The sequence below is a fragment of the Bradyrhizobium sp. NBAIM01 genome, from assembly GCF_020194115.1.
GTDB classification, from domain to species: domain Bacteria; phylum Pseudomonadota; class Alphaproteobacteria; order Rhizobiales; family Xanthobacteraceae; genus Bradyrhizobium; species Bradyrhizobium yuanmingense.
This window is the reverse complement of record NZ_JADYVU010000019.1, coordinates 12,862-28,031: the sequence shown is the minus strand read 5'-3', so window position 1 is coordinate 28,031 and position 15,170 is coordinate 12,862. Positions and strand designations below refer to the sequence as shown.

The 15,170-nt window shown below is 65.4% G+C and carries 14 protein-coding genes; 9 read left to right on the top strand and 5 right to left on the bottom strand.

Going from position 1 to position 15,170, the window contains the following annotated elements; translation table 11 throughout:
• Positions 1 to 2 precede the first annotated feature (2 nt).
• The gene (locus I6F31_RS33175; protein ID WP_036029121.1) at positions 3 to 1,358 is read right to left on the bottom strand and encodes an MFS transporter; all 1,356 of its coding nucleotides are present in this window, start codon (positions 1,356 to 1,358) and stop codon (positions 3 to 5) included.
• 125 nt (positions 1,359 to 1,483) lie between these two features.
• Positions 1,484 to 2,248, bottom strand: coding sequence for a GntR family transcriptional regulator (locus I6F31_RS33170; protein WP_036029119.1), 765 nt, complete (start codon positions 2,246 to 2,248; stop codon positions 1,484 to 1,486).
• Between the two features lie 178 nt (positions 2,249 to 2,426).
• On the opposite strand from I6F31_RS33170, the gene I6F31_RS33165 reads away from it, so the two are divergent.
• The 3 genes from I6F31_RS33165 to I6F31_RS33155 are packed head-to-tail and all read left to right on the top strand — an operon-like array spanning position 2,427 to position 5,464.
• Positions 2,427 to 3,626, top strand: a complete 1,200-nt coding sequence (locus I6F31_RS33165; protein ID WP_036029115.1) for a mandelate racemase/muconate lactonizing enzyme family protein — start codon at positions 2,427 to 2,429, stop codon at positions 3,624 to 3,626.
• Between the two features lie 12 nt (positions 3,627 to 3,638).
• A complete protein-coding gene (locus tag I6F31_RS33160; RefSeq protein WP_225186811.1) occupies positions 3,639 to 4,406 on the top strand; it encodes a glucose 1-dehydrogenase in 768 nt (255 codons plus the stop codon).
• Positions 4,407 to 4,432: 26 nt separating this feature from the next.
• The gene (locus I6F31_RS33155; RefSeq protein ID WP_225186810.1) at positions 4,433 to 5,464 is read left to right on the top strand and encodes an L-idonate 5-dehydrogenase; all 1,032 of its coding nucleotides are present in this window, start codon (positions 4,433 to 4,435) and stop codon (positions 5,462 to 5,464) included.
• Here the strand turns inward: I6F31_RS33155 and I6F31_RS33150 are convergent.
• Positions 5,454 to 6,338: a DUF3280 domain-containing protein gene (locus tag I6F31_RS33150; RefSeq protein ID WP_225186809.1), complete on the bottom strand. Its 885-nt coding sequence runs from the start codon at positions 6,336 to 6,338 to the stop codon at positions 5,454 to 5,456. The genes I6F31_RS33155 and I6F31_RS33150 overlap by 11 nt on opposite strands.
• A gap of 186 nt (positions 6,339 to 6,524) precedes the next feature.
• On the opposite strand from I6F31_RS33150, the gene I6F31_RS33145 reads away from it, so the two are divergent.
• Together I6F31_RS33145 and I6F31_RS33140 are read left to right on the top strand one after the other, a co-directional pair.
• On the top strand, positions 6,525 to 7,907 hold the full coding sequence (locus tag I6F31_RS33145) for a histidine kinase (protein WP_225114973.1): 1,383 nt from the start codon (positions 6,525 to 6,527) through the stop codon (positions 7,905 to 7,907).
• Complete coding sequence (locus tag I6F31_RS33140; protein ID WP_036029111.1) at positions 7,904 to 8,566, top strand: response regulator transcription factor; 663 nt, start codon at positions 7,904 to 7,906, stop codon at positions 8,564 to 8,566. The genes I6F31_RS33145 and I6F31_RS33140 overlap by 4 nt, the downstream gene beginning before the upstream one ends.
• Positions 8,567 to 8,581: 15 nt before the next feature.
• Here I6F31_RS33140 and I6F31_RS33135 read toward each other — a convergent pair whose 3' ends face one another.
• Positions 8,582 to 9,565 (bottom strand): VOC family protein, encoded by a 984-nt coding sequence (locus tag I6F31_RS33135; RefSeq protein WP_225147641.1) that lies wholly within the window; start codon positions 9,563 to 9,565, stop codon positions 8,582 to 8,584.
• A 148-nt stretch (positions 9,566 to 9,713) separates the two neighbouring features.
• Between I6F31_RS33135 and I6F31_RS33130 the strand changes: the two genes are divergently transcribed.
• The 4 genes from I6F31_RS33130 to I6F31_RS33115 all read left to right on the top strand — a co-directional run bounded on the left by I6F31_RS33130 (position 9,714) and on the right by I6F31_RS33115 (position 14,230).
• Positions 9,714 to 10,505, top strand: coding sequence for a DNA-binding transcriptional regulator (locus tag I6F31_RS33130; protein ID WP_036029106.1), 792 nt, complete (start codon positions 9,714 to 9,716; stop codon positions 10,503 to 10,505).
• 72 nt (positions 10,506 to 10,577) lie between these two features.
• A complete protein-coding gene (locus tag I6F31_RS33125; protein ID WP_225147642.1) occupies positions 10,578 to 12,101 on the top strand; it encodes a bifunctional 3-(3-hydroxy-phenyl)propionate/3-hydroxycinnamic acid hydroxylase in 1,524 nt (507 codons plus the stop codon).
• A 23-nt stretch (positions 12,102 to 12,124) separates the two neighbouring features.
• On the top strand, positions 12,125 to 12,976 hold the full coding sequence (locus I6F31_RS33120; protein ID WP_225147643.1) for a fumarylacetoacetate hydrolase family protein: 852 nt from the start codon (positions 12,125 to 12,127) through the stop codon (positions 12,974 to 12,976).
• Positions 12,977 to 13,018: 42 nt separating this feature from the next.
• Positions 13,019 to 14,230 carry an ABC transporter substrate-binding protein gene (locus tag I6F31_RS33115; RefSeq protein WP_225147644.1) on the top strand — a complete coding sequence of 404 codons (1,212 nt, stop codon included), beginning with the start codon at positions 13,019 to 13,021 and terminating at the stop codon, positions 14,228 to 14,230.
• Between the two features lie 63 nt (positions 14,231 to 14,293).
• On the opposite strand, the gene I6F31_RS33110 is transcribed toward I6F31_RS33115, so the two are convergent.
• Positions 14,294 to 15,136: a hypothetical protein gene (locus I6F31_RS33110; protein ID WP_036013504.1), complete on the bottom strand. Its 843-nt coding sequence runs from the start codon at positions 15,134 to 15,136 to the stop codon at positions 14,294 to 14,296.
• Positions 15,137 to 15,170: the final 34 nt, after the last annotated feature.

Here is a 15,170-nt window from a genome sequence, read left to right as displayed (position 1 = left end):
CGTCAGTCGTTCTCGTAGCCGTAGACTTCCGGCAGGATGAAGATCGCGGCAAGCAGGCCTACCAGCGGGAAGATCGCGACCATCAGCGTGGCGTTCGCCTGCCCGATCGCGGCGAACACCGTCGGAAACAGGAAGATCGCCAGGAACGACGGCAGCTTCACGAACATGTAAGCGAAGCCGCTTGCGGTGCCTCGATATCGCGGACGGGCGACCATCGTCGGGATCGTCATGCAGTTCGACGCATCCCAATAATGGCCCCAGAGCATGCCGGCGGCGGCGAACGGCAGCAGGATCTTGTTGTCGGTGTAGAGCGCGAAGGCCGCGACCAGCAGCGAAACCAGCACGATGCCGAAGCCGGCGATGGCGATGCCACGATGGCCGATCTTCGGCGTCAGCAAGGGTCCGACCCAGCCCGACAGGGCGGCGAAAGAGAACAGCGCCATCGTCACCACATTGATGCCAAGCACGCTCGATACGCCGACCATCACAAACAGCACCGGCAGATAAAATGCGAAGGTCGAGAACTCGCTCGCCTGGGCGAAACAGGCGATCCAGCCATAAAGGGTGGCACGCCAGCGAATCGGATCCTTCCTGAGGTCAGCGAGGAATGCGCGCGTGCTGGTCTTGGGAACCTCGACGTCCCGATCCGGCAGCATGTCGAGATTGTCGTTGAACATCTCGCGCGCGACCTGCTTGGCCTCGCGGTAGCGCCCCTTTTGCACCAGCCACACCGCCGTCTCCGGCACGTCGTGACGCATGATCAGGATGATCAGTGCCGGCACCGCACCGAGACCGAGCGTCACGCGCCACAGCATCTCGTGGTTCATGTCGACCAGCAGGAAGATCACGATGACGCCGATGGTGAGAACTTCACCGACGGCGAACATGAACTGCCAGCGGTTGCCCATGACCTCGCGCTCGCCCTTGGCCATGGATTCCATGATGTAGGTGTAGCCGGTCGAGATGTCGGAGCCGAGCGGAATGCCGAGCAGGAAGCGGATCACGACGAGCCAGCCGACGCTGGGTACGAAGGCTTGCGCCAGCGCCAGCACGATGAACAGCACCATCGTCACGAGGAACATCACGCGGCGGCCGATCTTGTCGGACAGCCAACCGCCGAGCAGCGCGCCGATCAGGGCACCGCCCTGCGTGCCCGCGGCGGCGAGGCCGAGCATCAGTGGATCGGGATTGTACTGCTCCTTGATGAAGATCAGCACGAAGGCGATCGAATAGAGGTCCCAGGCCTCGACCAGGATCGAGGCCATCATCAGCCAACCGACCTTGTTGCCTTTGGGACTGTAGTTCGTGATGAGGTAGCGGACCGCGGCTTCGCTCGCGGTCGCCTGTGGCATCGCCATCGTTGACTCTTCCTTTCTTCACAACTCTCTGAAGCGCGATGAGATCAGGATCTCCTCGCGCTTTAGCTTGTTGTCTTGCGCATGATCTCTTCGGAGAACCGCCTCACATTTTTCCGGATCAAGCCCTACGCGCCGAGCAGCGGCTCGATGCTGCAATCGAGCAGGCGCGGATCGATCCCCGCCTCCATGCCCGTAAACATCTCGCCCATGTAGTCGATCAACGCGTCGCTCGCCTTCACCGCCTCCTCGACGCGGCGGTTGGCGACGGCTGCAAGAATGGCGAGATGATGATCGATCGTGCCTGACAGATCCGCCTGCCCCGGCATAAAGCGATGGTGGATGTAACCGATGCGCCGATACAGCGTGTGCAGCGGCCGCAGCGTGTGCACCAGGAACGGCTCGCCGGCGGCCTCCAGCACCAACGCGTCGATGCGGCGGTCGATATGATTGAATTCGTCGAGGGTGAGGCTGGCGCGGCGCTCGCGCAGCAGACGCTCGATGTGCATCGCCTGATTGCGATGCGACAGGGTGGCGCGATCGGCGGCGAGGCGGATCACGAAGCGTTCCATGTCGCGGCGTAAGGCCAGCAGCATGCGCTCGCGCGCCAGATCGATCGGCGCGATGTGCAGGCCGTGACGCGGCCGGATGACGATGAGAGTGTCGGCGGAGAGACGATTGACGGCGTGATGCACCGGCGTGCGGCCGAAACCGGTGATTTGCTGCAATTCCAGCATCGTCATGAATTGTCCGGGCTTGAGCTCGCAATGAACGAGCAGCTCCTCGATCCTCTGATAAGCCAGCTCGAAGAAGTTGAGACGGTTGCGCCGGGAGGGCCTGCCCTCCCCGTCGTCGTGTCTCACCACCGCGAGTGCGCGCTTGCGCCGTGCCATGCCGTCCTCTCCCGTCAGCCCGCGCTCTCGTTGCTGGGTGGCGCTTTGTTTGTGGCACCCTTAAAACATGTTGTGATATATTACAAGCAAGCGTAAGAACTCGGCACGACCTGCAGCATGCTGCAGCGCAAAATGAGACGTCGGGTGCGAAGCGCCGTTCGATGGGAGGATACTTGCCGTGAAGATCACGTCGATCGAGACATTGCGCGCCGAGGAATTTTCCAACGTCATCTGGGTCCGCATCCACACCGACACTGGTCTGATCGGTCTCGGCGAAACCTTCTATGGCGCCGGCGCGGTCGAAGCGCAGATCCACGACACCTTTGCCGGCCGCCTGCTCGGCCGCAATCCCCTGCACATCGAAGCGATCCATCGCGACATGCTGAACCTGCCGATGGCGCAGTCCTCGACCGGCGTCGAATACCGCGCGGCATCAGCGATCGACATCGCGCTGTGGGATCTATTCGGCAAGGTCTGCGGTCAGCCGGTGCACCAGATGCTGGGCGGCCTCTGCCGCGACAAGCAGCGCATCTACAACACCTGCGCCGGCACGCAATATGTGCGCTCGACCAATATCAGCCCGGTGACCAATTGGAATCTCGGCGCCTCCAAGGGGCCCTATGAAGATCTCGACGGCTTCATGAACCATGCCGATGCGCTCGCCGAAAGCCTGCTCGAAAGCGGCATCTCGGCGATGAAGATCTGGCCGTTCGATCCCGCCGCGCAGGAGAACAAGGGCCTCTACATCACCGCCGCACAGATGAAGCAGGCGATTGAGCCGTTCGAGAAGATCCGCAAAGCCGTCGGCGACAAGATGGAGATCATGGTCGAGCTCCATTCGCTCTGGAATCTGCCGACCGCCAAGCAGATCGCCCGTGCGCTCGAGCCCTACAAGCCGACCTGGTATGAAGACCCGATCCGGATGAACTCGCCGCAGGCGTTGGCCGAATATGCCCGTTCGACCGACGTCTGGGTCTGCGCCAGCGAGACGCTGGGCTCGCGCTTCCCTTACAAGGACATGCTCGACCGCGATGCCATGCACGTGGTGATGGCCGATCTGTGCTGGACCGGGGGTCTCACCGAAGGCCGCAAGATCGCGGCAATGGCCGAGACCTATCATCGGCCTTTTGCTCCTCATGACTGTATTGGCCCGATCGGCTTCATCGCGGCCATCCACATGTCGTTCAGCCAGCCCAACACCCTGATCCAGGAATCAGTGCGCGCCTTCTACAAGGGCTGGTACAATGAGCTCGTCACCACGATGCCCACCATCAAGGACGGCTATGTCTTTCCGATGGAAGGCCCCGGCCTGGGCGTCGACCTCCTGCCTGCCGTCTTCGAGCGCACCGATCTCACCGTGCGCCGCTCCAACGTCTGAGGAATTCTTGAGATGAGCACTTCCCTCTTCGATCTCTCCGGCCGCACCGCGCTCGTCACCGGCTCCTCCCGCGGCCTCGGTCGCGCCATTGCGGAGGGCATGGCCAAGGCCGGCGCGAAGATCATCATCAACGGCGTCGATCCCAAGCGAGTCGAGCAGGCCGTCGCCGAGTTTCGCGCCGCCGGCCATCAGGCCGAAGGCGCCGCCTTTGATGTCACCGATGAGCCTGCAATCGTCGCCGCCTTCAACGAGTTCGACAGGCAAGGCCTCGCCGTCGACATCCTCGTCAACAATGCCGGCATCCAGCATCGCAAGCCGCTGGTGGAGTTCACCACCGACGAATGGCGCAAGGTGATCGAGACCAACCTCACCAGCGCCTTCGTGATCGGCCGCGAAGCGGCCAAGCGCATGATCCCGCGCAAGCACGGCAAGATCATCAATATCGGCTCGCTCGGCAGCGAGCTCGCCCGCCCCACCATTGCGCCCTACACCGCGGCCAAGGGCGGCATCAAGAACCTGACCCGTTCGATGGCGGTGGAATGGGCTCAGCACGGCATCCAGGCCAATGCGATCGGCCCCGGCTACATGCTCACCGACATGAACGAGGCACTGGTCAACAACGCCGATTTCAACAATTGGCTGATGGGCCGCATTCCCTCCAAGCGCTGGGGCAAGCCGGATGAGCTGGTGGGCGCCGCGATCTTCCTCGCCTCGGATGCGTCGACCTACGTCAACGGCCAGATCATCTATGTCGATGGCGGCATGATCGCCGCGATGTGATCGCCAAGACCACGAAGGAGCAAGCCATGCGCGCCGTCGTCATCCACGCCCCGAAGGACCTGCGGATCGACAACTATGCCGATCCCGCCGCCGGCCCTGGCGAGGTCCGCGTCAAGATCGCCAATGGCGGAATCTGCGGCTCCGATCTGCACTACTATCATCACGGCGGCTTCGGTGTCGTGCGGATTCAGCAACCGATGGCCCTGGGTCACGAGATCGCCGGCGTCGTCGCTGACGTCGGTGACGGCGTCGCCAATGTCAGGCCGGGCACGCGCGTCGCGGTCAACCCGAGCAAACCGTGCGGGGCTTGCCTGCATTGCCAGGAAGGCATGCGCAACCAGTGCCTCGACATGCGCTTCCTCGGCAGCGCGATGCGCTTTCCCCATGTGCAGGGCGGCTTTCGCGAGTTCATCACGGTCGACGCGACGCAGGCCGTGCCGATCTCAGACAAGCTGTCGCTGGCGGAAGCCGCGGTCGCCGAGCCGCTTGCGGTGTGCCTGCATGCCGGCAAGCAGGCCGGTCCCCTGCTCGGCAAGCGCGTGCTGATCACCGGCTGCGGTCCGATCGGCGCGCTGATGATTTTGGTCTCGCGCTTCGGCGGCGCGTCGGAGATCGTTGTCACCGATGTGGCCGACGCCCCGCTCGCGGTCGCGAAAAAGCTCGGCGCCACGCATGCCATCAACGTCGCGACCAATGCCACTGCGCTCGATCCCTGGCGCGCCGGCAAGGGCGTGTTCGACACGCTGTTCGAGGCCTCCGGCAACCAGGCCGCGCTCCGCACCGCGCTCGACGTGCTGAGGCCCGGCGCGACGCTGGTGCAACTCGGCCTCGGCGGCGAGATGACGCTGCCGATCAACACGATCGTCGCTAAGGAATTGCAGCTGCGCGGCACGTTCCGCTTCGATCCCGAATTCGAGCTCGCGGTGCGCCTGATGGGCGACGGCCTGATCGACGTCAAGCCGTTGATCACGGCCACCATGCCGTTCGAGAATGCGGTCGCGGCCTTCGAGCTCGCCAGCGACCGCGCGCAGTCGATGAAGGTCCAGCTTACCTTCTAGGCGCGTCGTTGGCCTGTTGCCCCTCGATCAGCCGGTCGGTGACCAGCCGCACGGCCCCGCGCTTCCAGGAATAGTCGGCGCCCATGCGTAGTCCGCTGTCGCCACGCGCCAGCACCGCGCCGGTCCTGGCATCGCGCACCTGGAAGCCGAGCGTGTATTCGGTGCGGCTGACGCGGCGCACCACGCCGATCAGTGATTGGTCCGCGCCGAGCTTGCGCGCAATGGAGACCTCGCAGCCGCCGCAATCCCGCAAAGCGCCGGCCTTCCCCGCCTCTGCGCCGACCTCGACGATGCGATAGCGGCCGGATTGGCCGAGCGCCTCGCGCACACCGCCAGTGACCTCCGCGAGATATGACGCATCCGACGCACCGGACGTCCCCGCTGAGGCGGCCGTCATGTCCTCGAGCTCGAAATCGAACACGGCAAGCGCGACCGGCGCAGGCGTGCCGAGCGCGGCCATGACCTCGCGAGACACGAACATCTGGGCGCGCTCCCATGCCTCGTCATTGTCGCCGCGGAAGCTGTAGAGCTTGTCCAGCACAAGCGTCTTGGCGCCGACGTCGATAACGGCGACCTTGGCCCATTGCACCAGCGTGCTCGTCTTCTGAATGCCGCCGACCACCTTGAACACCGCTCCGTCTTGGACGGATCGCACCAAGCGGTAGCGCTGGTCTCCCTCGATGTCCCTTCGAAGCGCGGCCATGAACGCCGCCAGCCGCCGCTCGTGGGCCGCGGTCTGGTCGGTCGGCTCGCCCGAAGTGTCGGTGTAGCTGAAATCGTCCATGGCGACGCCGATGGCGGCCTGCGCAGCGAGGGGCGAGCAAGAGAGGACGAGGAGGAGACAGGCGGAGAGAACAAGGCGGCAGCGGTGCATGAACGAACCTCGTGGATGGGACGAAAATCTAGACGGGCCGCCTCAGGCCCCGCAGCTGCCACGATCCCGACCAATGCCGGGAAATTTTCACGACATTGCGGTGCGGCAAGTCGGGAACGCTTCCCGCCGCCGGCGTTCTGCCCTTTAATGAGGCGCGACAAGCCCGTTCGCACCAGGTGCAAGCCGATGTGGAATCGCCCGAGATTCGATCTCAAGGTCCGTCTGACGCTGCGCGTGGCGGCGATATCGGCTGCCTGCTTCGCCGTGATATCGACCTATTTCCTCGTCACCGCCGATAGCGCCGCGCATGCGCGCATCGACGGGATCGCCGCCATCGTGGCCAAGACGCTGGAGCTGCAGCAAGGCAAGGTGCAGTGGGCGGCGAGCCCTCGCTCGGACTTTCCGGACCTCGACCCGGTGTCGGCCCATGTGATGACGCCCGGCCTCTGCCTCGGCTTCCGCAGCGCGAGCGGCGACATGCTGCAGCGCTTTTGTAGCGGCGCGCCTGCCCCGGCGAGCCCGCCGCCGCAAGCCTTCTCCGCCTTCTATCGCAGCCTGTTCGACCCCGGCCGCGAGGCGGCGCGGCCCGTGATCGTGCGCGGAACCAAACTCGGCGAGACCGTGGTCTCGATCGACCCGGCGGTGCAGACGGCAGAGGCCTGGCATGAGGCCGGCCGCCTGATGATCGCGCTTGCGATCGCGCTGCCGCTGCTCTGTGCGCTGGTCTATGCCGCACTGGCCCGTGCCCTGCGCCCCACCCGCATGATCGGCAGCGGCCTCGAACGCATCGCCGCCGGCGACCTCACCACGCGGCTGCCGCCGTTCGATCTCGCCGAGCTCTCCGCCATCCGCGACGTCTTCAACCACCTCGCCGAAAGCCTCGACACTGCGCTTGCCGAGCGCAACGAGCTGACGCGGAAGCTGATCGCGCTCCAGGACGAGGAGCGCCGCCATCTCGCCCGCGAACTGCACGACGAATTCGGCCAGTCCCTCGCCGCGATCCGCGCGCTGGCCGCATCCGCCCGCCAGACTGCGGCACAGGACTGTCCCGACCTGCTCGGCGAATGCGACAGCATCGCCCGCACCGCGACAGGCATGATGGAGACGCTGCGCGGCGCGTTGTTCCGGCTGCGGCCGCCCGATGTCGAGGAGCTCGGCCTGGTCGCCAGTCTCGAAGGCCTGATCTCGGGGTGGAACGGCCGCAGCCGCGGCCAGCCGCGCTTCGAGATCCGGTTCGACGGCGCCTTCGACAGCGTGCCCGCCTCCGTCAGTGCCAACCTGTACCGCATCGTGCAGGAGGCACTCACCAACGCGGCCAAGCATGCCGGTGCAACGAAGGTTAGCCTGCATTTGACCATGGCCGACAGCGAGATTGCTCTCGTGGTCGAGGACGACGGCCGCCCGAACGAGGCTTCCGCAAAATCGGGCATGGGCCTGCTGGGCATGCGCGAGCGCGTCGCCGCGCTTCGCGGCCGGATCAGCTTCGAGACCGGCCTTCAGGGCTCCTCGCTGCGCGTATTCATTCCGCTCCCGGCTGCCGCCTCTGAGGCCCTGGAGCACGCTGCATGAGCACGGCGGAAGCGACCATCCTGCTGGTCGACGACCATTCCGTCGTCCGTGAGGGCTATCGCTCGGTGCTGCAGAAGCAGCCGGGCCTGCGCGTTGTCGCCGAGGCGGCCGACGGAGCGGAAGCCTATCGCCTCTACAAATCCGAGACGCCCGACCTCGTCATCATGGACCTCAGCATGCCCGGCATAGGCGGCATCGAGGCCGTCAGGCGGATCAGGCAGTGGGACAAGGCGGCACGGATTCTCGTTTTCACCATGCACGAGAACGCCGGATTTGCCGTGCAGGCGATCCGCGCCGGTGCACGGGGCTACGTCACCAAGACCAGCCCGCCCGAGACCTTGGTGCGCGCGGTCAAGGACGTGCTCGCCGGCAAGATTGCCATCAGCCCCGACATCGACCACGAGCTTGCGCTCAGCCGCATCAGCGGCGAGAGCTCCGCCGCCGACGTGCTGACGCCACGCGAGTTCGAGGTGCTGCGGTTGCTGCTCGCCGAGAACACGACGGAGGAGATCGCCGAGACGCTGCATGTCAGCCCGAAGACGGTGGCGAACCTGCACTCGCTGATCAAGGACAAGCTCGGCGTCGGCTCCGACATCGAGCTGGTCCGGCTGGCGCTGCGCCAGGGGATCTTGACGGAGGTTGATCTCGGCGAAGCCTGATCGCGGCGTCGCGGATCACTCACGTGCGACCACCGAGTCCAGCCACGCGCAGTTGAGTGGCGGCACGCGCGGATCGGCGACGCGCACGCCGCGGGCAGCCGCATCCAGCCGCATCTCGCGCAACCGCTTGCGCTGCTCTTCCGGCATATGCAGCCGCTCGTGGCCCCACAGCGAGGGCCCATCAAAGGTCTCGTGCGGCTGCCAGGTCTCGGGATCGATGACGCGTCCGCCCCAGCCATATTCGATGAAGAAGCCGGACGGCGTATTCACGTAGAACGAGGTCATGTGGTCATTGGTGTGCCGGCCCAGCGTGTAGGCGATGCGCCCCTCGTCCATCTGCGCGAGGTCGTAGCCCTGCCCAACATCATCGAGGCAGCCGAGCTCGACCATGAAGTGATGCATCGCCTTTCGCCCCGAGCCGACCATCGCAAAGGAGTGGTGGCGGCCGTTGACGTGGAAGAAATAAAGCCCGTAAGGCTTCAGCCCGAAATCGGAGACGTGAAAGCCGAGCACGTCGCGATAGAACGGCAACAGCGGCTCCACGTCCTCCACATTGAGCACGACATGCCCCATGCCGAGCGCGCCGGTGCGGAAGCCCGAGATCGGGCGACCCGGCCTGAACGGCTCGCTCGCAAGCTCCGGCTTGCAAAAAGCCTCCAGCCGGTTGCCGGCGGGGTCAGTGAACGCGATCAGCTCGGCGACATGCCGCTCGTCAGCGAGTGCGCGCGAGCCCCTCGCCACCTTGATGCCATGGCTTTCGAGCCGTCCTGCCAGCTTATCCAGTTCGGCGGTCGAAGGAACCTCCCATCCCATCACCGCAAGGCCGGCATCGCTGCCGCCGTCGACGATCAGCCGCTGCTTGCGGTCGTCCATGCGAAAGGCCCGCATCTTGCCGCCGCGATCGACCTGCTGCATGCCGAGCAGCCCGGTCGCCATCCGGCTCCACTGCTCGAGCTGGGATGAACTGATTCCGATATAGCCGAGCGCTGCGATTTCCATCGAACTCCTCCCGAAGGCGACGCGATCACCGTACTGCGGCGAGCTTGATACCGGCCGCGCGCGATCCTACGGTGGCGTTCCGCAATCGCCTCGCGTTCGCAGGCGACAATAAGCGCGCCGCGATGTGCCACAAGGGAGGAAATAGGAAGTGTCCAAGGAGCGGACGCGGAACGGCCAGCCTCGGCAGTCTGAGGGCGTCCGTGCCTTCAAGCGCGGGCTCGACGTGCTGCACGAGGTCAACCGCTCCGGCGGCATCCGCGCCGGCGACGTCGCCCGCGCGCTCGACCTGCCCCGACCCACCGTCTACCGCCTCCTCGAAACCCTGGAGGAGCTCGGCTATATCGCCCGCAGCGCCAGCGACGACCGATTTCGGGTCACCCGGCGTGCCCTAAGCCTCGGCGACGGCTACGATCCCGGCGTGGTGATCTGCCAGGCGGCGGCGCCTTATCTCGCCGATCTCAGCAAGAAGCTGGTCTGGCCGGTCGATCTCTCGACTTACGAGAACGCGGCGATGGTGGTGCAGGAGACCACCCACTCTCGCAGCCCGCTCTCGATCGACCGCGGCATGATCGGCAAGCGCCTGCCGATGCTGCGCACGTCTGCGGGCCGCGCCTATCTCGCCGCCTGCCCTGCGCGCGAACGCGATCTCATCATCAATCATCTCCGCCGCATCGATGAGGCCGACGACCGCCCCTTCCTCGACCAGGGCCGGCTCGACCGCATGATCGCCGAGACCGCGGCGCGAGGTTACGCCATCCGAACCGAGGGCGAATACAATCCCAAGACGGCTTCGATTGCCGTTGCCATCGTGCGGGACGGCGCCGTATTCGGCTGCATCTCGATCATCTGGATCCGCTCGGCGCTGGGGATCGAGGAAGCGGTCGCGCAGTTTGCGAGCCAGCTGCTGGAAACGGCGTCGGCCATTCCTGTTGCGGAATAGAGGCCGTCCGCTGGGCGGACACTTGCCGCGCCGGCGTTGATGCGCCGGCCCTGCTTGGGGAAGAGATACCCCATGCAAGATAAATCCACCCCGGAAGAGTTTGACGTCGTGATCGTCGGCCGCGGGCCGGTGGGCGCCACGCTCGCCAACCTGCTCGGCCTGTGCGGCGTGCGGACTCTGGTGCTGGAGCGCGAGGCGCGGACCTATCATCTGCCGCGCGCGGTGCATTTCGACGATGAATGCATGCGCGTGTTCCAGACCATCGGGCTTGCCGAGGCGATCCTGCCGCACGTCATTCTCAGTCCCGGCATGCTGTTTCTCGATGCAGCCGGCCGCATGCTGCTGGACTGGTCCCGTCCGCAAACGCTGACGCCGATGGGCTGGCATCTCAGCTACCGCTTCCACCAGCCGGATCTGGAGGACGCGTTGATCGGTGGCCTCGCCCGCTGGCCACACGTCACCTTGCGCAACCGCTGCGAGGTGTTCGCGCTCGATCAGGACGAGCACGGCGTGCGCGTCCGCTGCGAAGACCTCTCCAACGGGAGGCTCAGCGAGGTCCGCGCCGGTTACGTGATCGGCTGCGACGGCGCCCGCTCGCTGGTGCGCCGCTTCATCGGTTCTGGCATGGACGACCTCGGCTTCCACGAGCGCTGGCTCGTGATCGACGTCCTGCTCAAGCGCGTGCGCGACGACCTCGGTGATTACAGCCTTCAGCACTGCGATCCCAGCCGGCCCGCGACTTACGTGCGCGGCACCGGCACGCGGCGCCGCTGGGAGATCACGGTTCTCCCGGACGAGGATTCGCAGGACGTTGCGCAACCCGCGAAGGTCTGGGAGCTGCTGTCGCGCTGGATCACGCCCGCCGATGCCGAGATCGAGCGCGCCGCGGTCTACACGTTCCATTCGGTCATCGCGCAGCAATGGCGGAACGGGCGATTGCTGCTCGCGGGCGATTCTGCGCACCAGACCCCGCCCTTCCTCGGCCAGGGCATGTGCGCCGGCATCCGTGATGCCGCCAACCTCGCCTGGAAGCTGGCGAGCGTGATCCGCGAAGGCGCCGCGCCCGATCTGCTCGACACCTATCAGAGCGAACGCCTGCCGCATGTGCGCGAGTTCATCGAGCTCGCCATTCGCCTCGGCGGTGTCATCAACACCAAGGCGATCGAGGCCGGCCTTGCCGCCGGCGAAGCGCGCGAGAACGCGCCGGTCAAACTGGATGTGAAGAAGCCCCTGCTCGGCCCCGGACTAGAGTTCGGCGACCTGCCGCTCGCCGGACATCTCGCGCCGCAGTTCACGTTGACTGACGCCAGCCGCAGCGATGACCGGACCGGCTACAACCACGTGCTGCTCGTCGAGACAGCGGCGGCACTCTCATCGCGTCTCGCGCTGTCGCAGGCAGGGATCAAGATCCTGACCAGCGACGATGCCAACGATCTTGGGCCCTGGCTGCGCGAGCACGGCATCATCGCCGCACTGGTTCGTCCCGACCGTTACATCCGCGGCTCCGCCCGCAACGAGGCCGAGCTCGACCGCCTCATCGCCGCCATCGCCCCTGCAACCCGAATTCCTTCAGCCCAAGCGCCCTCCGCGGCCTGACCGAACCCTGTCAAGGACATTTCATGAAGCTGCTCTCATTCAGTGTGGACGGACGCCCCTCCTTCGGCGCCGTCAAGGACAACGGCGTCGTCGATCTCGGCGCGCGGATGGCGGCGTGCACCACGCTGCGGGAGCTGCTCGAAGCCGGTCAGCTCGCCGAGGCGGCAAGGCTGGCCGCCTCCGCGGCCCCTGATCATCCGCTCGACAAGATCAACTTCGCGCCCGTGATTCCCGATCCCGGCAAGATCATCTGCGTCGGCCTCAACTATCGCGACCACGTCGCCGAGACCGGCCGCACCGTCACCGAAAAGCCGGCGCTGTTTGCGCGCTTTGCCTGTAGCCAGGTCGGCCATCTCCAGCCCATCGTCAAACCTGGGGTGAGCGACGACTTCGACTATGAAGGCGAGCTCGCGCTCGTCATCGGCACGGCGGGCCGTCACATTCCCCCCGGCCGCGCGCTCGACCACGTCGCCGGCTATTCCTGCTACAACGAGGGCAGCATCCGCGACTGGCAGCGCCACACCAGCCAATTCCTCGCCGGCAAGACCTTTGCCGAGAGCGGCAGTTTCGGTCCGTGGCTGGTGACGACCGACGAGATTCCGGATCCGTCAAAGCTCACCTTGCAGACAAGGCTGAACGGCAATGTCGTGCAGGACACCACGACGGATCTCCTGATCACCGCCATCCCCGAGCTGATCGCCTACATCTCCACCATCTGCCCGCTCGTGCCCGGCGACGTCATCGTCACGGGCACGCCGGGCGGTGTCGGCGCCAAGCGCACGCCGCCGCTGTGGATGCGCCCCGGCGACACCGTCGAGGTCGAGATTTCCGGCATCGGCACCTTGCGCAACTCGGTGATCGCCGAACAGGCCTGACCGTCAACATCGATCAATCAACGATAACATCAAGGAAACGCCATGGGCACGACCCGCACCACCTCCGCCGCCACCCTCCTGATCGCACTTGCGCTCGCGCCCCTCCCCGCGCGGGCCGAGATCAAGGGCGAGGCCATCCGCATCGGCGTCCTCACCGACATGAACGGCGTGTTCGCGACCGCCATGGGTCCGGGCTCGGTCGAAGCGGCGCGAATGGCCGCCGAGGAGTTCGGCGGCAAGATCGACGGCAAGCCGATCGAGATCTTGCAGGCCGATCACCAGAACAAGCCGGATCTCGCCGCATCGCTGGCGCGAAAATGGTTCAGCGACGGGGTCCAGGCCGTCGCCGATGGCGGCAGCTCCGGCGCAGCGCTGGCGGTGCAGGAGCTGGTGCGCGGCAACGGCAAGATATTCCTCATCTCCGGCGCCGGCGCGAACCAGCTGACCGATGAAGCGTGCGCGCCAACCAGCGTGCAATGGACCCAGGACGCCTATTCCACCGCGACCGCCGTGGTCTCCGGCATCATGCAGACCAGCAAGGAGCCCTGGTTCTTCATCACCGGCGACTACGCCTTCGGCCATTCGATCGAGGTGACCGCACGCGAGCGCATCGCCGCACTCGGCGGCAAGGTCGCCGGCAGCGTCAAGGCGCAGCTCGGCACGCCCGATTACAGCTCATTCCTGCTCCAGGCGCAGTCGTCGGGCGCCAAGATCCTGGCCATCAACGTTGCCGGCGACAACGCGACCGCGATCAAGCAGGCCGAGGAGTTCGGCCTCGCCAGCCAAGGCATGAAGATCGTGCCGATGTCGTTCCAGAACGTCGACATCGAGGCGGTTGGGCTCAAAGCGACGCGCGGTGATCTCATCGTCACCTCCTTCTTCGAGGATGTCTCGCCGGCAGCCCGGAAATTCTCCGATGCGTTCTATGCTCGCCGCAAGGCGATGCCCTCGCAGATTCAGGCCGGCGTCTATTCCGCCGTGCGCCACTATCTGCAGGCCGTGAAGGACACCGGTTCCGATGAGGGCGCCGTCGTGATGGCCAAAATGAAGGCGACGCCGGTGTCGGACGCCTACACCCCCAACGGCCGCATTCGCGAGGACCAACGCATGGTGCACGATCTCTATCTGGTGCAGGTCAAGACACCGGAGGAATCCAAGGGCCCGTGGGACTTCGTCAAGCTGGTCGCGACGATCCCGCCCGACCAGGCCTTCCGCCCGCTCGATCGCAGCAAATGCAGCCTGGTCGGCAAATAAAGCCTCTGAAGCGAAGTGGATACCGCTTCGCTTCAGAGAACGCGTCAAGTTGGAATCTGACCGTCAGGCGAGATAGCGCGTCAGATAGCCTTCCATCGCGTAGAGCGCGCAGAGCGCGAGGCTCGACCACACCGCGGCGCTGAAATACAGGAACATCCAGGTCAGCTCGCCCTTCCAGTGCGCGATGTCATGGGTCACCACCCAGCGCGTCGAGACGTCATGCAGTCCTTCGAGGAAGCCGAGGAATGTGTTGCCCTCTTCATGCCCTGCCCGCCAGCGGCTGAGATACATCGGCACATCGACGGTGATGAGGAAGGCAAGGAAGCAGGCGATGCCGACGATGCCTGACATCAGCGCCCAGCGCACTACGCCCTGGAATTCCGGCATCAGACGGCATAGCGCGATGCCGGCCAGGAAGAAGGTCACAGCCCACAGCGAATTCTCGATCGCGTTGTAGAGGAAGTTGGTCGTCACCACCGCGTACCAGGAGAAGCATTCCGCGATGATGATGATCGGCACGATCACGAGCGCGATGTTCACCGCGGTCTCCGCGCCCGTCATCTTGCCGAGCTGATGCAGGATGATGGCCCATTGCGCGGCGAAGCAGAGCTCGGCCACCGTCGCCACCGTCCGGCCGACGGCGACGCTGGAGAGCCAGGTGTCGAACAGGCAGATGCGCTGCACGTCGGCGCGCGGCAGCACCGAACGGAAGGCGCAGCCGAACACATAGCCGGCGCACAGCAGGAACATCAACCCGATGTCCGAGCCGCCACCGAGGCTGGCCGAAGGCGTCGGATAGAACTCACGATAGAGCATGAACCAGACGAGGATATTGGCGCTGCTCACAAGCGTGAGGGATCCCCACCACCACGCCAGGGGATTTGACCGCGCCTGCCACTGCAACATGAACCGCTCCGCAAAAATTATCGATCTGACACGT